Annotated in this window: 18 protein-coding genes; 8 read left to right on the top strand and 10 right to left on the bottom strand. The window is 37.6% G+C overall.

Annotated features, from left to right (window positions below; genetic code table 11):
• Nucleotide 1: 1 nt before the first annotated feature.
• Nucleotides 2–139 carry a YjcZ family sporulation protein gene (locus BKP57_RS19070; protein WP_072742173.1) on the top strand — a complete coding sequence of 46 codons (138 nt, stop codon included), beginning with the start codon at nucleotides 2–4 and terminating at the stop codon, nucleotides 137–139.
• Between the two features lie 93 nt (nucleotides 140–232).
• Here BKP57_RS19070 and BKP57_RS19065 read toward each other — a convergent pair whose 3' ends face one another.
• From BKP57_RS19065 to BKP57_RS19040, 6 genes are all read right to left on the bottom strand, one after another.
• Complete coding sequence (locus BKP57_RS19065; protein ID WP_050352516.1) at nucleotides 233–1,039, bottom strand: glycerophosphodiester phosphodiesterase; 807 nt, start codon at nucleotides 1,037–1,039, stop codon at nucleotides 233–235.
• A gap of 16 nt (nucleotides 1,040–1,055) precedes the next feature.
• Nucleotides 1,056–1,811 (bottom strand): glycerophosphodiester phosphodiesterase, encoded by a 756-nt coding sequence (locus BKP57_RS19060; protein ID WP_072742172.1) that lies wholly within the window; start codon nucleotides 1,809–1,811, stop codon nucleotides 1,056–1,058.
• 120 nt (nucleotides 1,812–1,931) lie between these two features.
• Nucleotides 1,932–3,245 carry an ABC transporter substrate-binding protein gene (locus tag BKP57_RS19055; protein ID WP_050353519.1) on the bottom strand — a complete coding sequence of 438 codons (1,314 nt, stop codon included), beginning with the start codon at nucleotides 3,243–3,245 and terminating at the stop codon, nucleotides 1,932–1,934.
• Between the two features lie 197 nt (nucleotides 3,246–3,442).
• Complete coding sequence (locus BKP57_RS19050) at nucleotides 3,443–4,255, bottom strand: carbohydrate ABC transporter permease (protein WP_050352514.1); 813 nt, start codon at nucleotides 4,253–4,255, stop codon at nucleotides 3,443–3,445.
• A 2-nt stretch (nucleotides 4,256–4,257) separates the two neighbouring features.
• Complete coding sequence (locus BKP57_RS19045; protein ID WP_373314115.1) at nucleotides 4,258–5,148, bottom strand: carbohydrate ABC transporter permease; 891 nt, start codon at nucleotides 5,146–5,148, stop codon at nucleotides 4,258–4,260.
• A gap of 44 nt (nucleotides 5,149–5,192) precedes the next feature.
• Nucleotides 5,193–6,308 carry an ABC transporter ATP-binding protein gene (locus tag BKP57_RS19040; protein ID WP_050352512.1) on the bottom strand — a complete coding sequence of 372 codons (1,116 nt, stop codon included), beginning with the start codon at nucleotides 6,306–6,308 and terminating at the stop codon, nucleotides 5,193–5,195.
• 203 nt (nucleotides 6,309–6,511) lie between these two features.
• Between BKP57_RS19040 and spoIIP the strand changes: the two genes are divergently transcribed.
• The 3 genes from spoIIP to BKP57_RS19025 all read left to right on the top strand — a co-directional run bounded on the left by spoIIP (nucleotide 6,512) and on the right by BKP57_RS19025 (nucleotide 10,584).
• Nucleotides 6,512–7,627, top strand: a complete 1,116-nt coding sequence (gene spoIIP / locus BKP57_RS19035) for a stage II sporulation protein P (RefSeq protein ID WP_050352511.1) — start codon at nucleotides 6,512–6,514, stop codon at nucleotides 7,625–7,627.
• A 694-nt stretch (nucleotides 7,628–8,321) separates the two neighbouring features.
• The gene (locus BKP57_RS19030) at nucleotides 8,322–8,870 is read left to right on the top strand and encodes an NfeD family protein (protein WP_072742170.1); all 549 of its coding nucleotides are present in this window, start codon (nucleotides 8,322–8,324) and stop codon (nucleotides 8,868–8,870) included.
• A gap of 169 nt (nucleotides 8,871–9,039) precedes the next feature.
• The gene (locus tag BKP57_RS19025; protein WP_050352509.1) at nucleotides 9,040–10,584 is read left to right on the top strand and encodes a flotillin lipid rafts scaffold protein FloT; all 1,545 of its coding nucleotides are present in this window, start codon (nucleotides 9,040–9,042) and stop codon (nucleotides 10,582–10,584) included.
• Nucleotides 10,585–11,016: 432 nt separating this feature from the next.
• On the opposite strand, the gene BKP57_RS19020 is transcribed toward BKP57_RS19025, so the two are convergent.
• From BKP57_RS19020 to BKP57_RS19005, 4 genes are all read right to left on the bottom strand, one after another.
• Complete coding sequence (locus BKP57_RS19020; RefSeq protein ID WP_050352508.1) at nucleotides 11,017–11,781, bottom strand: FixH family protein; 765 nt, start codon at nucleotides 11,779–11,781, stop codon at nucleotides 11,017–11,019.
• Between the two features lie 30 nt (nucleotides 11,782–11,811).
• Complete coding sequence (locus tag BKP57_RS19015; RefSeq protein WP_050352507.1) at nucleotides 11,812–12,384, bottom strand: DeoR family transcriptional regulator; 573 nt, start codon at nucleotides 12,382–12,384, stop codon at nucleotides 11,812–11,814.
• Between the two features lie 494 nt (nucleotides 12,385–12,878).
• Nucleotides 12,879–13,247, bottom strand: a complete 369-nt coding sequence (locus BKP57_RS19010; RefSeq protein WP_072742169.1) for a DUF4111 domain-containing protein — start codon at nucleotides 13,245–13,247, stop codon at nucleotides 12,879–12,881.
• A gap of 302 nt (nucleotides 13,248–13,549) precedes the next feature.
• Nucleotides 13,550–14,797, bottom strand: coding sequence for a YeeE/YedE family protein (locus BKP57_RS19005; RefSeq protein WP_232231244.1), 1,248 nt, complete (start codon nucleotides 14,795–14,797; stop codon nucleotides 13,550–13,552).
• Nucleotides 14,798–15,042: 245 nt separating this feature from the next.
• Here BKP57_RS19005 and BKP57_RS22570 point away from each other — a divergent pair, with 245 nt between their 5' ends.
• The 4 genes from BKP57_RS22570 (at nucleotide 15,043) to pabB (ending at nucleotide 19,433) form a co-directional block, all read left to right on the top strand.
• A complete protein-coding gene (locus tag BKP57_RS22570; RefSeq protein WP_169770803.1) occupies nucleotides 15,043–15,180 on the top strand; it encodes a hypothetical protein in 138 nt (45 codons plus the stop codon).
• Between the two features lie 486 nt (nucleotides 15,181–15,666).
• Nucleotides 15,667–16,719, top strand: a complete 1,053-nt coding sequence (locus BKP57_RS19000; RefSeq protein WP_050352504.1) for a C45 family autoproteolytic acyltransferase/hydrolase — start codon at nucleotides 15,667–15,669, stop codon at nucleotides 16,717–16,719.
• 412 nt (nucleotides 16,720–17,131) lie between these two features.
• Nucleotides 17,132–17,722: an anthranilate synthase component II gene (locus BKP57_RS18995; RefSeq protein ID WP_050352503.1), complete on the top strand. Its 591-nt coding sequence runs from the start codon at nucleotides 17,132–17,134 to the stop codon at nucleotides 17,720–17,722.
• Nucleotides 17,709–19,433: an aminodeoxychorismate synthase component I gene (pabB, locus tag BKP57_RS18990; RefSeq protein ID WP_072742168.1), complete on the top strand. Its 1,725-nt coding sequence runs from the start codon at nucleotides 17,709–17,711 to the stop codon at nucleotides 19,431–19,433. The genes BKP57_RS18995 and pabB overlap by 14 nt, the downstream gene beginning before the upstream one ends.
• Nucleotides 19,434–19,597 lie beyond the last annotated feature (164 nt).

Raw genomic sequence — 19,597 nt, 5'->3', positions numbered from 1 at the left:
TATGGGATATGGTTGTAATTGGGGTTGTGGAGGATACAGTTATGCAGCACCTACTAGTTACGGCTGTGGTGTAGGTGGATTTGCTTTAATTGTTGTCTTGTTCATCCTACTCATTATTGTAGGAGCAGCTTGTTTGTAAGCTCCTCATCATATGAAAAGCAGGTCGAGCTTAAGCGACCTGCTTTTTATCTATATTTCCTGTCAAAACATACGTGACAATTCAAGATTTACTTTATTCTTCTAGTAATTTTTTGGTGTAGCCAATGAAGTCCGTAAAATAGCCATCCACGTCATATTGCTGTACCCGTTTTTGCTCCTGTTTTTGGGTTGCTAAATCTGTAAAATAAACGTGAACCTCTTTTCCCTGTTGGTGAAGCTCATTTACTACTTGTAAACTCACGTCATTTGCTTCTATTCCAATAGCTGGGTAAGCGACTTTTTTTGCCTTTTGGAGATTAAATTCACCTTTTTTAAATAACAACGTTAACGGGATGGATGGAACTAAATCCTGCAGTTTTTCTAAGCTTTCTTCGGAAAATGACTGGAAAGAAACATATTGCTTATCAAGTAAACCATATGCTTTCAGCAGTTCGATTAATGGCTTTTCCATCTCAGTTTTTCCATTGACGAGCCGAGTTTCAATATAATAATGCTCATTCTTTCCAAACGTCTGAAACACTTCTTCTAATGCTGGTATAGCCTCTCGTTTTTCTTCTTGTTGAAAAACTTCAATTGTCTCGAATTCCATCAATTCTTCAAAGGTGTAATCCGATACTTGCCCACTTCCATTCGTTGTTCGATCTATGGACGCATCATGCATTACAATAAGCTCATCGTCTTCTGTCATCCGTAAATCTAATTCTAACGCATCCACTTCATCACGAGCTGCAATTTCATAAGCAGTTACCGTGCTTTCATTAAAACGATCATTGGCACCACGATGAGCATAGATTTCCGCCTTATCTACTAGCTTTGGTTCTATATTTATTTCCGCACTAGCGTATAATGATAGCCCGGCAAGTAATAAAAAAACCAGCATTATCCCCCCCATTTTTTTAAACAAATGATTTACGTTCACTTCGATAAAACACAGCCTTTTCTGGAAAGTCAGTCATTATAGCAGACACTCGGAGATCAAGCAATTGCTTAATGTCATTCGTATCGTTTACCGTCCATGCGCGGAGACTCGGAAGAAGAGCCTTCCAATTTGTTACGTTATTTAAAATAGCATTTTTTGAAATGTGAATCGCTTCCAGTTGAAAACAATCCATGTACTCATGTGGATGCGATAACTTTCCTTTTGATAAAAGAGCGATATCAGCATTTGGATCCATTCTTTTCATACGAAGCAATGTTGGTAAATGAAACGAGGAATAAATCACTTTGCGTTTATTTCCATATGCCTGTACAATTTGGTGAACTGCTTCTTCAATTCCTGTATATGTAAATTTCGTTGTCTTTAGTTCAATGTTTAATTCGATTGAATATGGTTTTAGTAAAACTAAAACCTCTTGTAATGTAGGAACTTGCTCCAAACGCCATTGATCTACAAATTGATCATAATGAGAAAACCTTACCCCCGCACTGTACCTCCTTATTTCAGCTAAGGTCATATCCTTAATGAAACCTGTGCCATCGGTCGTTCGGTCCAAAAATTCATCATGGATAACCACAATTTCTCGATCCTTTGTCATATGAACATCTAATTCAATCCCGTCAACTCCTTGGCGGATCGCTTGCATAAAGCCAACTAATGTATTTTCTGGATACGTTCCCATACACCCTCTGTGTCCATAAACTTTCGTATTCATAAAAGTCCTCCTCTATAAAGTTTAAACTTTTCGAGTACAATAAACATGAATTAGGGCAATATTTCTCTAGGGAGAGAAGAGAATGAAGCACGATAAAGCCTCCATTCCCTTTGTGATGAATTATTCTCCTCTAGCCTTATTTGCCTGCTCAATTGCGGCATTCACTTGCTCTACTGCAGTCGAAAATGCTTCATCGACATTGCCGCCATTATAGACTGTTTCTAATGCTGTTTCGATAATTTTTCGCTCTTCAGGTATCATATCCATTAATGCACCTTGTGTTGCAATCGATGGCTTTGTTGCCTGCAATTGTTCAACCGTTACTTGTAATTGCGGCATCTCTTTATAAGCATCTTTTACCACTTGTTCTTCATATGCAGCAGGATTTATTGCAAAATACCCTGTTCCCACATGCCATTCTGCTTGTATCTCGGGCTTTTGTACATACTTCAAGAAATCCCAAGCTGCTTTTTGCTCTGCTTCTGGTTTTCCTTTAGACATCCATAAACTTGCCCCGCCAATGACGACACCGTGACGTTCCTCTTTTTCTGGATATGGTATAAAAGCAACACCTACTTCAAATGGTGCATTATCAATCACATCTCGAGCACTTGCAGAGGATTGCATAAACATAGCAACATCACCACTTAAAAAGCCAGTAACCATATTATCGGAATTAGTACCATAGTTCGCAAACGTACCATCATCCATCATGCGCTTTACCCATTCAAAGGTCGACTTACCTTGTTCGTTATCAAACGCAACCTCTGTTGCTGTATCGCCTCTTCCATTATCATTATTTAGTAATAAACCACCCTGGTTCGCAAGCAATTCTTCAAATAACCATCCATATGCTTGAAGTGCAAAACCTTTCATTTCAGGGTTTGATTCCATAATCGCCTTACCAGCTGCCTCCACTTCTTCATACGTTTCTGGTGGTGATTCTGGATCTAAACCAGCTTTTTTAAACGCGTCCTTATTATAGTACATCACAGGAGTTGAAGAATTAAATGGCATGGAATAAAATTTTCCATCTACCTTATAGTAGTTTGTAATATTTGCTTCCAAATTACTCATGTCATAACCTTCTTCATCAATGAATTTTTGGATCGGTTCAATGTTTCCACTATTAATGACAGACATTGTTCCAATTTCATTCACTTGTACAATTGTCGGTGCATCGTCTGTTCCACCTACACTGTGATACTTCGATAATGTTTCTTCATATGTTCCTTGAAATTCAGCATTTACTTGAACGTCATCCTGTGACTCATTATACTTTTTTACAATTTCATCTAATGCTACTTGAGCTTGACCACCCATGGCATGCCAGAATGTCACTTCCGTTTTTCCTTTCGTTTCTCCATCCCCTTTGGCATTGGCAGTACCTTCTCCCTCACTTTCTTCGGAAGAATTACAAGCAGAAAGCAACATAATGAACGCGACCAAAATGAATATAAATAATCGTTTCAACTTTCCACACTCCTTCTATGAATGTTCGCTACTAGATCGTAGCCAATTTGATATTTACAAACGTTCGTAAAAAGTAAGGACTATCGTGACTTAGCATCACTGAATAATTAATAGATTCATTAAACTGGTAGGAAAACTTGGAATAACACACAAGAAGTTTATTTAATTGCACCTTCCGTCAATCCTTTTTGTAATTTCTTTTGTCCTAAGAATAAAAGAATTAATGTTGGTAAAACGACAATCAGTCCTCCAGCCATAATCACGCCCCATTCATTTAATTGCTCTTGTGACTGGAGTTGCTTGAGCCCAATTTGCACTGTACGGACGGTATCATCCGTAGTAGCTAGTAATGGCCAAAGGTACATGTTCCAAGACGTTAAAAAGCCATAAATCCCTAAAGTAACTAAGCTCGTTTTAGCAATGGGAAGGACAACCGTTAAATAAAATTTAAAATCCCCCATCCCCGTAATTTCACTCGCTTCCTTTAATTCTTTCGGAATTTGTTTAAAATGTTGCCTTAATAGAAACGTACCAAACGCTACTGCAAAAAAAGGCAGTGACAATCCTGTGTACGTATTTAATAGATCAAGTCCTCGTATCGTTTGAAAATTCGGGATGATGGAGGCTTCAAATGGAATCATCATCGTTGCAATAAAAATAAAAAATAATGTGTCTCTGCCTTTAAATTCCAAAAATACAAACGCATAAGCCGCTAAGCTCGATAACAGTAGTTGACCTATCATAATGATGAGCGATACAAAAAAACTGTTCATTAAATAACCAAATAACGGAAATCGCTCAAACGCTTTAATATAGTTATCCAAAGTCCACGTTTCCGGTATAATTCTTCCTGTTAAAATATCTTGACTGGACATAAAGCTCATTAGAAATGCAATAATCGCAGGTGAAAAAAGTAATAAAGCAGACACCGTAAGAAGAAGGTAAAAAAGCAATTTTTTACTTATAGCCATCGTCACTGATAGTGCACCTTCCTCTCTCCTAGCTTAAACTGTAGTAACGTCATCAAAAGAATGATAAAAAACAAGATGACCGCTTGGGCGCTCGCAGTACCATATTGATAATTTTCAAACGCCTCTTGATAAATGGAATATACGATTAAATTAGTTTCATTTTGCGGTCCGCCACGAGTTAACATGTCTATTTGACCAAATGTTTGAAACGCATTAATGAACGAAACAGTAATGACAAAAAATAACGTTGGTGACAACATTGGTACAGTAATTCGTCGCAATTTATAAAAATAGCTAGCTCCATCAATCTCCGCACTTTCATATAGGTGAGAGTCTATCGATTGCAATCCACCAAGCAAAATAAGAAAGGTAAAACCCAAATTCATCCAGATCGTTGAAATGGATACAGATAAGAGCGCCCATTCCGGATCTGTCAGCCAACCAATTGCTTCGAACCCTAATGCTTCCAAAAATTGATTCAGCCAGCCCATCGTCGGGTGAAATAAAAACATCCAGAATACGGAAGCTGCTGCTACGGAAATCCCCATCGTAGAGGAAAAAATCATCCGAAAGAAGCCGATGCCTTTTAATTTCTCGTTTGCAATAACTGCTAAAAACAAGCTAATGATAATCGTACCTGGGACAGTGTAAAGCACAAACAGAAATGTAGATTGTAAACTTTTTAGAAAAATTGGTGATGTAAAGATATTTTTAAAATTATCCAATCCAACGAAAACCGTTGTTGCTCCACTGTTATCGGTAAGGAAAAAGCTTAAATATAGTGTTCTCGCCATTGGATAGAATAAAAATATGCTAAACAATAAAATTGAAGGTAATAGAAAAAGCATTCCTTTTATAAATCGAACTCGTTTTTGTTTTTTCTTCACTTTCATAAAATCGATTTGTTTGTATTGTTCCGGAATCATGACAGCTTCTTTCATACAACTACAACCTCTGTTTCTTTTGTTGGAGAGGTTGCTTTTAATAAACGGCCTGAATCTGTATCAAAAAAACAGAGTTTGTCTTTTGATATATGTACCGGAACCATTTCGCCAACTTTTATCGACCATTGACCGAGCCATTTTGCCGTCCATAATTCTGTTCCGATTTCAAAGGTTGCTAACGTTTCATTACCAAGCTGTTCGACATTTATGACTTCCAGCTCATGTGTGGCTTCCTTATCAGTCGCTGGTAGTATATGTTCCGCTCGAATACCAATAGTAAGATTAGCAGTCTGTACAATTTTAGTAGCCGGTGTAATAGAGCCCATATCAATTTCAAGGAAATCTTCTACCTTTAACATTTGATTTGCGAACACCGCTTTGCCAAGATTCATTTTAGGTGAGCCGATAAATGAAGCAACAAATAGATTTGCAGGTTCATTGTACAACGTAATCGGATCTCCAACTTGCTGAATTTTCCCGTCATTTAATACCATGATCCGATCACCCATGGTCATAGCCTCCACCTGGTCATGCGTCACATAAATCATCGTTAAACCAAGTTTTTTTTGTAATCTGCGTACCTCTATGCGCATATGCGCACGAAGCTTTGCGTCCAAATTAGAAAGTGGCTCATCCATTAAACAAAGAGGCGCGTCGCTAACCACTGATCTTGCTAAAGCTACTCGTTGCCTTTGTCCTCCAGAAAGTTCTCTCGGTTTTCGTTTTAATAAATCAGTCAATCCCATCATTGCAGTCGCTTTTTTTAATCGTTCCTGTTGCTCCTGCTTATTTACTTTTTTTGCGCGTAAGCCAAATAAAATATTCTGCTCCACAGTTAGATGGGGATACAATGCATAATTTTGGAAAACCATGGATAAATTACGATCCTTTGGACGCAGGTGGTTCACCACTTGATCTGCTATTTTTAACGTGCCTCCTGTAATTTCTTCCAAACCAGCAATCATACGTAACAATGTACTTTTCCCTGAACCTGATGGGCCAACTAAGACAAAAAACTCACCTTTTTCAATAGATAGGTTTATACCATTGAGAACATTTGCCTGCTTATCATAGGACTTGGAAATGTCCCATAATTCCACTTTACTCATTCTTTCCCCTCCCTCTTCACGTTCATTTAAACATAGTTTTATATCTTTGTGCGTGTTTTTTACATAATATTTACCGGATTTTAATTATTCTTACATTAGCTTAATATTCCATTTCATATGCTTACATTGATATTTTGCTCGTTCTATTAAAAAGACTCCATTGCATAGAATATAGGGAAGAAACAAAGAAAGGCTGACCTTAAATGCGACGAATATTATTTACTGGACTATCCGCTATGACAATCATACTTTTCTTAATCACATTTTTAACATTACCTAAGTTTCAGCATCATTTTTTTCAACTGCCCTTGGTCGATGAGATTACTGAATCCGCTATTTTTTCCGATGCACTCTTTACCGCAATGACTACAGAAATTCCGTTACTGGAAACAACGCTTGAATCCAATGATATAGAGAAACCTGATTGGCCAAAGTTACTATTGGAAGCTGCCTCTGGCGTTTCACCTAGAAATTTTACGAGTTTATTAGATTTAGCACTTCCGGGAAGAAATCCGGCAGTTCAGTTGCCAATAGTTGCCAACGAATCTGGAGAAGAAACGATGCCAATTGAATCGCCACCACCAGATTTTGAAGAATTATTAAAGGAAGAACCGGAAGAAGAAAAGCAACCGGATAGTAAAAATAGAACTAATCAGCAAGAAGCAGAAATATATGTCTATCATAGTCATAGCTGGGAAGCTTTTTTGCCATTATTAGGAGAAGATAAACAGAAACCTTCACAAGCTTCCAGCACGGATAACACAAAAAATATTATTGTAGTAGGTTCGTTGTTAACAGAACAACTAGAAAAGCAAGGAATCCCTACATTCCATGATAGAACAAATGTCACTGCCGCCTTGCACGAAAGAGGCTGGGATTACTATGACTCGTATCGGTTATCACGAAGTATGGTGGAAGAAGCAATGGCAAGCAATGATAGGATGCAATATTTCATTGATATTCACCGCGACGCCCAGCGCAAGGATATTACTACCGTTACTATTAATGACAATGCTTATGCAAAGCTTTATTTTGTTGTTGGCGCAGAACACGAAAATTATAAAGAAAATCTAGCTTTTGTAGAAAAACTAAATGCGAAGCTAGAAGCAAAGTATCCAGGAATAAGCAGGGGGATCTTTTTAAAGGATCGATCTGATGGAAACGGTGTTTATAATCAAGACCTATCTAAAAAATCCATTTTAATTGAAGTTGGTGGTGTGGACAACAACAAAGAGGAGCTTTCCAACACCTCTAAGGCTTTAGGAGAAGTAATTGGTGAATATTATCATAACGCGGAAGAGGTAACTTCTGAAAATTAAGCTGTACGGTCCCGAAAAACTTTCTCTCATTAAAGTAAAACTTCATTCAGTAGGAGTTTTCTTCCATCTCCTACTGAATGTTAGTACCACCAGGGTATGACCTAAATGTCCTTGAACGAATCGAGCATTTAGGTACCGTTTTCTCCCACTTAGACCTTGTATCAACTCAAGATCTTGAAGTCGGAGTCTTACGGTACCTTACATGCGGGGTAAACAGTTCCAATTTCTACCTGTTTAACTAATGGGAGGCTTTTTGGAGATGGAATGGATAATAATTAAAGGAATTAACCGAATTGACTAGCGTTGCATAAATATAGTTTGATTATTCTGTTAATATATCTCTGTCAATTTTGACAAAGAATCAAAACCTAAGTAAAAGGTGTTCTGTCCATTTGGGAAATTTATACAATTCATACTTTTAGTTATAACTTCCCAACCACAGTGTGTATATTTACGGACTGGCTCTATTGTCGAATCTGCGTATCCAAAGATAAGCAGGCTTCCAGATTGTTGCTTTTAACCAGCGACTAATAACTTGTAATATTACAAGATTATCTAACTCCTAAAGAGAATGCGAGCAGCACATTATTTACGAAATAAATTAATTAATTATGACATAATTTGAAACTTTTCATACATTTCGTTCGTATTGTAAGTAAATGATTTCCATAATGATAAAAAAGGGGGGATCCATATGACTCTTTTTGGGTTGCCAATCGAGACACTTTACTTATACATGCTAATCATAGCAGCAGCCCTTACCATCATTTATATGCTTTTTGGCGATATATTAGAGGGAATTGGTGAGGTATTGCCAATAGCCAACCCTATTCTTATTCTAGCATTTATCACCTTCTTTTCTGCTACAGGCTATTTACTAGAAACCTTAACTTCAATTTCCAGCCTGCTCATTATTTTAACTGCTATTTTTATTGCCCTTATTCTTGATACGCTGTTAAATGTATTTATATTAATCCCTTTGGCTTCTGCCGAAGAATCGCTTGGTTATACCGAAGATTCTTTAATTGGTCGTGTTGGGAAAATCATCATTCCCATCCCAGCTGACGGTTATGGAGAAGTCGTCATTGAGAGCAAAAGCGGGAGAATTTCCAAACCTGTAACTGCCTATGATAACCAACCGATACCCGAGGGAGCAGAAGTGCTGATTTTAGACATAAAGGAAGGTGTCCTATATGTCGAGCCTTATGATAAGAATAAATTAGATGTAGACGAACTTAGCTAACTATTACAGGTTGCTTGTATGGGAAACACAGCCATTTTTTATAGTATTATAGAAATCATTTATACAGATATACCAGCATACCTAAGTCGCATTGTTTGACTTAGATAGGTTTATCACTTCGGTTTTACATTTTATATTTATATAAATCAACTATACAAGGAGGAATTATATGTTTGAAGGATTTTGGATTATTATTGGGATTGTCATATTTTTATTAGTAGCACTTATTGGTATTTTTGTTTCCAAATACCGCACTGCTGGACCTGATGAAGCACTAATTGTAACTGGAAGCTATCTTGGCGGTAAAAATGTCCATGTCGATGAATCTGGCAATAAGATTAAAATTATTCGTGGCGGTGGAGCATTCGTATTACCTGTTTTTCAACAGGCAGAGCCACTTAGTCTATTATCTAGTAAATTAGAAGTAACAACACCTGAAGTGTATACAGAACAAGGTGTTCCCGTTATGGCTGATGGAACAGCTATTATAAAAATTGGCGGTTCCATCAGTGAAATCGCTACAGCTGCTGAACAATTCCTTGGGAAAACAAAGGAAGATCGCGAAGTAGAGGCAAAAGAAGTACTCGAAGGACATCTTCGTTCTATTTTAGGCTCTATGACAGTAGAAGAAATTTACAAAAACCGGGATAAATTCTCTCAGGAAGTACAGCGTGTTGCCTCGCAAGATTTAGCTAAAATGGGACTTATTATTGTTTCATTTACCATTAAAGATGTTAAAGATAAAAACGGATACTTAGAATCACTCGGTAAGCCAAGAATCGCCCAAGTAAAACGAGATGCAGATATTGCTACTGCGGAGGCAGATAAAGAAACTAGAATTAAACAAGCAGAGGCTGCCAAGGATGCTAAAAAAGCCGAATTAGAGCGCGCCACTGAAATAGCTGAAGCAGAAAAAGTTAATCAATTAAAAACGGCAGATTATCGCCGGGAGCAAGATATTGCAAAAGCTCGTGCCGACCAAGCTTATGATTTGGAAACAGCAAGAGCAAGACAGGACGTAACAGAACAAGAAATGCAAATTAAAATTATTGAACGTCAAAAGCAAATTGAATTAGAAGAAAAAGAAATTTTACGACGTGAAAGACAATATGATTCTGAAGTTAAAAAGAAAGCAGATGCAGATCGTTATGCTGTAGAGCAAGCAGCTTCAGCAGATAAAATGAAGCAAATGGCAGAAGCGGAGGCAAATCAATACCGCATTGAGGCAGAAGCTAAAGCAGAAGCGGAACGAGTGCGTGTGGATGGTCTTGCTAAAGCGGACTCACAACGAGCACAAGGGGAATCTGAAGCAGAGGTCATCAGGCTTACTGGTTTAGCAGAAGCAGAAGCAAAACGAGAAATTGCGCAAGCATTTGAGCAATACGGTCAAGCAGCGATTTTAGATATGATTATTAAAATGCTTCCAGAATATGCAAAAGAAGTAGCTAGCCCACTATCCAATATTGATAAGATTACTGTCGTGGATACAGGTGGTAATGGTACCGATGGTGGGGCCAACAAAGTTTCCGGTTACGCTACGAACTTAATGGCAAGTTTACAGGAAACGCTCAAAGCTTCATCAGGAATTGATGTCAAGGAATTATTGGAAAATATAAGCGGAAAACATCAATCCACTCCTGATTATGATTTAAATCGCCCGCGCTATCAAAAGGAAGAAATCGATAAGGAATTAGCTGAGGTAGAAAAACAATAAGCTATATGTTGAATAGAGAGACATTTGTTTCAATGTCTCTCTTCTATTTGCTTCCTGTTTTCAGCAATTATCTATCATATAAATCCTTTTTATCTAATACTTATATACTTAGCTGTATAGGTTCTCTATAGTACGATATATACGAGCTCAATGAGTATAATATATGATGGTCACTTCTAAAGCGTGCTCTCGTGAGGATAAAACTGTAATTTTACGTTTAGCCCATTATCTGCATTAATAAGCAAGATAAATAAAAAGCAATCCACCTTGCCCGACAAATTAGGACGTAGATTACTTTTTAAACTTTCATGTCACCGCCATTTTGCCGTATAAATGGCAGTGTTACGATTATATATTGATAATTATAACATATGCAAACTATCTTTGATTTTCAAAAAAGCAGCATTAATTAATTTGTTTTAGAGTCACACTTTATTTAGTCACAGCAATTTCATACTCTTGATGTTCATGTAAATCTTCACCACTTTCCACATGTATCATTACTTGATACGTTCCTTCTTCAGCAAATGTATGGGAAGCAGTGTATTCACCTGCTTTGCTCTCTTTCGCATCTGCCCATTCTTTATTCTCTGCATCTTTACGACCAAATTCATAACGGACAGAAGCTTCCTCTAAAGGATTCCCATCCATTTGTAAATGAACCATTAGCTCCGTTTCTTCTCCTGCTACCACATTTTCAGGTTCCATAAAGTGCAGATCGAAGCCTCCAGCAGCTTCCTGATCGGCATGTTCATCATCTTCAGATGCATCTTCCGTTTGTCCACTATCTCCTGAACCAACTGTAATGAATTTTTTAGGCATGGTATGCAGATCTCTAGCTGTTGTATGAGCATACATCTCATAAACTCCATCTTTATCAAATGTAATTTTTGCTGTGTAGGTGCCATCTTCATGGTTGGTTGAGTCTAATTTGGTACTGTCGTCTTTATTCCCTTTTTCCCAAACTTCGAAAACAACTTCATCAGCGTCTGTTACTTTTTCTTCACCATAGGTTACGGTTGCCTTTAATTCAACATTTTCACCTGGTTCAGCTGATTCAGGAACTTTAAAATCTACTTTTAACTTCTTAAGTTCTTCTTCCGAATCAGCAGCATCTTTTTCTTTTGTTGTTTCTTGCCCACATGCTGTTATAAACAATAAAACAGCGACTGCGATAAAGATCCATATTTTTTTCATGATACAACAAATCCCCTTCTTCTCTTCAAGTTAGTGATGCTTGCATTGCATCGTTCCATTCATTTGTTTCATTAAAACTTCTTTTGCTTTCTCAAAAGAATACACTTTCCCTCCAAAACCCTTTACAAATTTCTCTGCATGCTCTCGAAACTCGAAAGTTAATAATTGCGGATGACAGCACCCCATATGTAAAGTAGTATCGGTTACGTACCAAGCGATTGGTGCACTGATGGTAGTTTGTCTAAGAAAATCTGGGCAAATGGCTTGAATCACTTTATCTCCAAGTTGTTGTTGACGAAGCAACCCACAATGTGCACAGCAGGCCACTTCAATATCGTGATTAGATAAAATTAACCGATAAGCTAATTTTTCATGGATCGATCTGCTGCAATAGACGCAACGGTCTTGCTTGCTTTCCTCCGTTTTCACTAAAGAAATACCACCGAACGTTTTTGTGATGATGCCTTCTTGCTCCAATATTTTAACATCACGGTGAATCGTCATCTCAGAGACACCGAACATCTTGCTTAAGTCAGTTATCTTTAAATTTTTCTTTTGCAAAATCAGCTCTTTAATACGCGCTTTCCTTTCGAGTGGTAACATAGAAACCTCCTCTCGTTTTATAACATATTCTAACAGTCTACAACAAAATATATCATTTGTAATCGGATACAGCAATACATTTTAGGTGACATGTTTGTGAATTTAATTGTGAATTTTATCACATATAATGAATCTTCAATCACCAGCTATTTTCTCCCTACTGATTGTTAGTACCATAATGGTATGACCTAAAGGGCTCTTACGAAACAGGGCATCTAGGTGCTGTTAACTTCCGCTTAGACTTGTTGCTATACAGATTACCATTACCCAACTCCTGAAGTAGGTGTCTTACGGCACCTTATATTCGGGATAAAATGACCTTTCAATTACTGGGTTTTCTTCACTCTCTATTGATTGTTAGTCAATTAGAATCGGAATTCGACTTGCGCTAGATCTTATTCTGCAGTGGTTCAGTTGACTTTGACAGATTAGAAGACAGGTCTTACTCCCACATGTAAGGTAAAACACAAATAGCCATAAAAAACACATAGCTATTACTCGAGGCCTATTTTCTTTAGCATATATGTAGCAAAGTTGACCAAATGCTCCTGGTCCCAACTTGGGTTCGTTAATTTCTGCTGATAATGATCTAACGTTAGATTTATTAATGGTTTCCAGTTATCAGAAATAATCTGCTTCGCCCATTTGCCTCCTTCTAGCTTGGAAGCTATCACACCTTCCCGAAAATAGTAAAGTGCACGACATAAATTTAAACTATAATAGACTGGAGACTGTATTATAGCAGTTTGTGCGTCTTTTATATCACTGCTTATAGAATACATGAAATACTTTTTATCGATCGGCGGAATAACATCTTCCTTATTTGGACCGTCAACAGTCTTTCCTCTATAGAGCGTTACCACAAGGTGTGCGACTAAATCTGGGTCTGTTCCATTATCACAACGATAATCCTCATCATTTTCATAGCGATGCTTATGGAATGGAGAATAATGTAATTCAAACGGCGGAGGAAATTGAAAAGGAGATAACGTAGCCGAGTTAATTACGCTAGTTTCAATTTGGACTTGGTAATCAGCTTCTAAAGCGATAAATTGATATATTAATTGCTTTTTTTATTTCGTTATCCACAAGCACTCATTTTATAGGTTCCTATACAGTAAAAAAAACTGCCGTATGAAGCTATTCCTTCAACGACAGTTTTTCTTTAACAAAACGAATCTTTTGATTTTGGTACAGATAGACCAAATAACGGACGTAAATATAAGGCAATAAATGTTCCGCCTAAAGCTAGTATCCCCCATATATAACCGTGTAAGCTAAATGAGGCAATACCACCGAAATACGCTCCGATGTTACAGCCAAAAGCTAATCGAGCTCCATAACCCATTAATAGACCACCTATCACTGATGCAGTGACGTTTTTCATATTTAAGCTTGTAAATTTAAATAAACCACCAGCAGCAGAGGCGATGAAAGCACCAAGAAGGACGCCAAAGTTCAGTACAGTTGTTGAATCAGCAAAAATGGAAGCTTGCAATGATTGAGCATTCTCGCCTTGCCAATAACCCCAGCTTGCAACATCTACACCTAATAGCTGCGCAATTTTTGAACCCCAAAGCGCAAAGCCAGACGTAATTCCCCAAGGAGTTCCTCGAGTCATAAGCGTAAGTGCGTTTAAAACAGCTAATACAATTGCCGCTGCAAATAAAGGCCATGAACCACGTAATATACGCTTCCACCCTTTTGCCGAAGGAACAGTAGCCATTTTAGGAGGTTGTTTTTTTCGCTCTACGATAAAGGTGATCCATGTAATGATTCCGAATAAAATGATAGATAGCAGCCATGCACCACCATACCCCAGTCCTGTTGATGTAGCTAAAGAAATAGTTCCAAAACTCGGTAAATCATCTGTCCAAAACGGAAGATGCATTGCGCCGATCGTTGAGCCAATAATAAAGAAAACTAATGTTACAAACATGACGGATCGTCCCCCACCAACAGCGTATAGGGTACCAGAAGCACACCCGCCACCAAGCTGCATGCCGATTCCAAAAATAAACGCTCCTACTAGCAAGCTGACCCCAACTGGTGAAACATAGCCGCTTACTTCAGCACCAAAAAAAGAATATCCATATGCAAGAATTGGTGCAAATAGCGTAACCGCTACAGCAAGCATTACCATATGTGAACGTATAGCCTCTCCATTGCCTACTGACATAAACCTTCGAAACGCAGAAGTAAACCCAAAACGCGCATGGAATAACGTATAGCCTAATAATAAACCAAGTACTAGCAAAATTGGCTGTACAATTGCTTGAGTCGCAAATAAATATATTACCAGTATGAAAGCAATCATCAAGCCACCTGTAATCAGTGCTGTTTGTGGTTTCTTTAAACGAGAATTACTTGCGGGTATAGGGTCTCTAACTTCACTTACTGGTTGGACTTTCACACAAACCACCCTTTCCTTATAAAAATAGTCGGATTTAGTTTATTATAATACGCGGAATACATTTTTGTGTCAATATTTTTAAAATAGGTCGAACGGAAAATAAAAGTTAATCGTACTTTCCGGTCCATGTCAATTTGACCTTCTAACTATTTTTCCATTTTTGAGCTTCCCCCTGTTTTAGCTCACGCATACGCATATTTTTTTACAAAAAGGTTAATCTAACAGTTACTAAAGGAGGTATTGCCATGTCTGAGCAAAATAAAAATCGTAACAAAGATAAAAACAAGCAAAATAACCAAAATAAACATAATAAACTGCGACCAGACGTTGAATTTTCCAGAGAAAACCCGATGAACCAAGAAATAACGAAACGTAATCCTTAACTTAATATGACAATAGCTGTCTAATAACTAGAGACAGCTATTTTTAATTAACTAGCTAATATAGAAGTACTCCATATTGTATTCGTTTTTGTAATCAACTCCTCTATTTTTGATAAAGCATTTTCTTAGGCTTTTTCCGTGACATCACGTAAACTCAATATAGCTTCTCATTTTATTACAAGGCAAGGTAACGATATAAAGCTATCTAACATATTTCTATGAAGTGAAGCACGATGTAATTCATTTAAATAAAGTGAATCTTCCATCAGTGAGGGTTTTCATTCACCACTGGATCGTTAGTACCGTAATGGTATGATCTAAAGGCAAGACCTCTTACGAAATAGGGCATTTAGGTGCTGTTATCTCCCACTTAAACTTGTTGTTTTACAGATTATCCAACTCCTGAAATAGGAGGCTTCCGGCACCTTATATGGGATACAGAAAATACTAGATCAGGCAATTTTGATATGTAAAGGAGTTTTTTCCGTGCAACAAGTATATAGTGATATCATCCAATATCGCGGCAAACATTACGATTTTGGCTATTATCAAGGAAGTCTGCTTAAAAATTCATTCATTCTTCCTAACCGTAAAAAGCAATGGGGACCGATAAAGGATCGTCATTTTATCATTGACCATCATAGAATAAAAGAGCTGTTACACCATTATGCACCAGGTATTTGGGAAGAATTGCATGGGTTAGCGGACGCATTAAAAATGAATATCCAGGAAGCCATTCAAGAATTTGGCGGCTATTATCTGGAATATGGACGCAGTGGTTGTTCGATTTACACGGAGGCTCATTATATGGTACGGAACTATGATAATGCACCATCTACCTATGAAGGACGTTACTTGATGTATCAACCAACAGATGTTGGATACGCCACCATTGGACCTACGATGCAAATCACTGGGCGCACGGATGGGATGAATGAACATGGATTAGTGATGGGCTATAACTTTATTAATCGCAAACAGTCAAGTGATGGATTTTTATGCAATATGATTGGCCGGATTATTTTGGAATCCTGCCGGAATGTTCAAGAAGCAATTAACTTGTTAAAAGAAATTCCACATCGGCATACATTTAGTTATGTATTACTAGATATACATGGAGAAAAGAAGGTTGTTGAAGCCTCTCCACGAGCAGTTGTTGTACAAGAATCTTCTATTTGTACCAACCACTTTCAAAAATTAACCAATGAAAACCGATTCCGAATGGACGATTCGCTTCGACGTTATCGAGCAATTGAACAGCAATCAGTGAACGTTTTTAATCCCTATCAGGCTTTTCAAATGTTTAACCGCACAGAGTACGGTGTTTTTTCTACTAAATACGGAGCTTGGGCGGGAACACTGCATACTGCATTATATTTACCAAAAACGAAAAATGCCTGGTTTGCATTAGGAGGAAATAGAGAACCTTTTATGTTTGACTTTGATCGTTGGCTGCAAGGAAGAGACACAAATTTTAAACGCATAAAAGGTGTGCTTAGCAGTTCAGAAGTTTTTGTAAATATGAAATATATGGCTTAAAGTTTACAATACAGAAAAATGGAATCTTTCTCATCACGTTCGTCAAGCGTAGAAATACCGCCACAGATGCTGCAACACCAAAATAAGGTTGCGTTTCATTGAGGGATAAAGCGATCCTTTAATCAGGGGCTATTTTCTTAGCCACTGATTGTTAGTACAGTAATGGTATGACCTAAAAAACTCTTACGAAATAGGGCATTTAGGTACTGTTATCTCCCATTTAGACTTCTTGGACAGATTATCTAACTCTTGAGTCTTACTGCACCTTATATACGGGATAAGCTGAGAAAATAGTACATTATACCAAGAATGCACGCTAAATCATAAGTAATTTATTTCGCTGCTTCGAATACTCTAAACCACTTCCCACCTATGTTATACTAATATACGCAAATGAAAGGAGCAGCTTTTAATGATCCTTATGATAGATAATTATGATTCATTCACCTTTAATTTAGTCCAATATATCAAACAGCTAGATTTCGAAGTCCATGTCGTAAGAAATGATGCTATTACTGTAGAAGAAATACAACATATGCAGCCAACAGCGATCGTCCTGTCTCCTGGGCCTGGTACGCCAAATTCAGCTGGCATTTGCTTAGAAGTTGTTGCCAAATTACATCAACAATTCCCTATACTTGGAATATGCCTCGGGCATCAAACGATTGCCCAAGCATTTGGCGCTACGATTGAAAAAGCAAAAGAACCAATGCATGGCAAAGTATCCCTCATCACCCATGATAATCGAGGAATGTTTCACAACTTAATGAACCCGCTAGCGGTGACAAGGTATCATTCTTTAATCGTGAACAAAGCCACGATCCCAGCTTGTTTGAAAACAAGTGCAACTACGAAAGATGGAGTAGTAATGGCCCTTCGTCATAAAAAATATCCTATAGAAGGGATTCAAGCTCATCCAGAAGCGATTCTATCAGAATGTGGAATCGAATTGTTAAAGAATTTTTTCGCTATGAAGGATGGTTTAGAAAATGAAGCAACATAACCCTTATTTACGCTTTGACTTTAGTAATACAAACCCTATTTCATTTACAGATCCAATTACCATTATTTCTACATATGAACAATCTGAAGTAATTCCTTGTCTACAAGCGATTGAACAATATATCCAAGCTGGTTACTATGCAGCAGGATTTCTTGCTTATGAAGCTGCTCCAGCATTTGACCGTGCATTTGAAGTTCACAACAGTGATCAGTTCCCGCTATTATGGTTTGGTATTTTTTCAGAAGCGAAACCAGCTCAAAAATGGAAGGCACGACCTTTTACAATTGATGAATGGAAACTTCCCATAACTGCTTCAGCGTATAAAAAGAATATCAATCAGATTAAATATCATATTGAAAATGGTGATACTTATCAAGTGAATTATACTGTTCCAATGTTCAGCCGTTTTGCTGGTGATACGTTTGGATATTATCAGCGATTAACCGCATCACAAGCAGCGAACTATTGCGCCTATTTACATATTGGCAGTCACTCAATTTTATCTGCTTCACCGGAGTTATTCTTCCATTTGCAAGCTGGTTTGATTACTACCAAACCGATGAAAGGTACAGCAAAAAGAGGGAATACATTAGAGGAGGATAAAGCAATTGCTGAATGGCTGTACCAATCAGAAAAAAATCGAGCTGAAAATGTTATGATTGTTGACCTATTGCGAAATGACCTAGGTACCATTGCGAAACCCGGCACTGTTCATGTTCCTCAATTATTTACGATTGAACGCTATCCAACGGTATTTCAAATGACTTCAACTGTTACAGCAGAAGTAGAACCAGATATTACTGCTATTTTTAAAGCATTATTTCCTTGTGGATCAATTACTGGTGCGCCGAAAGTAAACACAATGAAAATTATCCACGAAGTAGAAACAGCTCCACGTAATATCTACTGCGGAGCCATTGGATATATGACGCCTCAAAAAGAAGCTATCTTTAATGTGCCAATTCGAACAGTATTGATTGACAATGTTAGTGGTGAGGCCACTTATGGGGTTGGTGGCGGGATTACATGGGACTCTACAAGCGAAGAAGAGTATGAAGAAATGCTGTCTAAAACACTTGTGTTAAAAAAACAGATGAACGACTTTGAACTTTTGGAAAGTATTCGTTTAGAAAACGGAAAATTTTCTTTGCTTGATTATCATTTAAAGCGAATGGCAAAGTCGGCAGCCTTTTTTTCGTATCCATTTGAAGTAACAAAAATGGAATTGAAGTTAGAACAAATTGCTACGCAATGGAATACTGGGACATATAAACTACGTGTTTTATTAGCCAATACAGGTGAGATCACTTCTGATGTACAGCCTATAAAAACAAATCTGCAAACGTTAAAAGTTAAACTCGCGCAACAGGCAATCGATAAAAGCAATCCTTTCTATTATCATAAGACGACTAACCGAGAAATGTATCACACGTTCTTACAAGATCATCCAGATGCAGATGATGTTCTGTTATGGAATGCAGAGTTAGAAGTTACGGAATTTACAATTGGAAATGTCGTGGTAGAAATGAACGGTGCGTTCTACACGCCGCCAGTACATTGCGGGTTATTACCAGGAACCTTCCGTCAACATGCTATTGAAAAAGGAATGATTAGCGAAAAAATCATTACGATTAAGGATTTGGAATCCTGTTCACGTATTTGGCTAATCAATAGTGTTAGGGGATGGGTTCCTGTTACGCTTGACAGTTGAGCTTTTTAAAAAACGAACATAGAATATTTAAAATGCTCACATATATTCAGCCCGTTTTCTTTATTATCATCAGCTGCTTCGTTTTATTCATTTAATGGTCAACAACAAGACAGCAATCCTCTAAACAGACGCTCGAAGACATAATTTGTAGCTTTTAGCAATGA

This window comes from Virgibacillus sp. 6R, assembly GCF_001895305.1.
Classification (GTDB): domain Bacteria; phylum Bacillota; class Bacilli; order Bacillales; family Amphibacillaceae; genus Virgibacillus; species Virgibacillus pantothenticus.
The sequence above is the reverse complement of the archived record's forward strand: the minus strand, read 5'-3'. Positions and strand labels throughout refer to the sequence as shown.

Bases quoted from the DNA above. Each gene is read 5' to 3' on its own strand.
- BKP57_RS19070 (WP_072742173.1), top strand. From the start codon at position 2: ATGGGATATGGTTGTAATTGGGGTTGTGGAGGATACAGTTATGCAGCA.
- BKP57_RS19065 (WP_050352516.1), bottom strand. From the start codon at position 1,039: ATGCTGGTTTTTTTATTACTTGCCGGGCTATCATTATACGCTAGTGCG.
- BKP57_RS19060 (WP_072742172.1), bottom strand. From the start codon at position 1,811: ATGAATACGAAAGTTTATGGACACAGAGGGTGTATGGGAACGTATCCA.
- BKP57_RS19055 (WP_050353519.1), bottom strand. From the start codon at position 3,245: ATGTTGCTTTCTGCTTGTAATTCTTCCGAAGAAAGTGAGGGAGAAGGT.
- BKP57_RS19050 (WP_050352514.1), bottom strand. From the start codon at position 4,255: ATGGCTATAAGTAAAAAATTGCTTTTTTACCTTCTTCTTACGGTGTCT.
- BKP57_RS19045 (WP_373314115.1), bottom strand. From the start codon at position 5,148: ATGAAAGTGAAGAAAAAACAAAAACGAGTTCGATTTATAAAAGGAATG.
- BKP57_RS19040 (WP_050352512.1), bottom strand. From the start codon at position 6,308: ATGAGTAAAGTGGAATTATGGGACATTTCCAAGTCCTATGATAAGCAG.
- spoIIP (WP_050352511.1), top strand. From the start codon at position 6,512: ATGCGACGAATATTATTTACTGGACTATCCGCTATGACAATCATACTT.
- BKP57_RS19030 (WP_072742170.1), top strand. From the start codon at position 8,322: ATGACTCTTTTTGGGTTGCCAATCGAGACACTTTACTTATACATGCTA.
- BKP57_RS19025 (WP_050352509.1), top strand. From the start codon at position 9,040: ATGTTTGAAGGATTTTGGATTATTATTGGGATTGTCATATTTTTATTA.
- BKP57_RS19020 (WP_050352508.1), bottom strand. From the start codon at position 11,781: ATGAAAAAAATATGGATCTTTATCGCAGTCGCTGTTTTATTGTTTATA.
- BKP57_RS19015 (WP_050352507.1), bottom strand. From the start codon at position 12,384: ATGTTACCACTCGAAAGGAAAGCGCGTATTAAAGAGCTGATTTTGCAA.
- BKP57_RS22570 (WP_169770803.1), top strand. From the start codon at position 15,043: ATGTCTGAGCAAAATAAAAATCGTAACAAAGATAAAAACAAGCAAAAT.
- BKP57_RS18995 (WP_050352503.1), top strand. From the start codon at position 17,132: ATGATCCTTATGATAGATAATTATGATTCATTCACCTTTAATTTAGTC.
- pabB (WP_072742168.1), top strand. From the start codon at position 17,709: ATGAAGCAACATAACCCTTATTTACGCTTTGACTTTAGTAATACAAAC.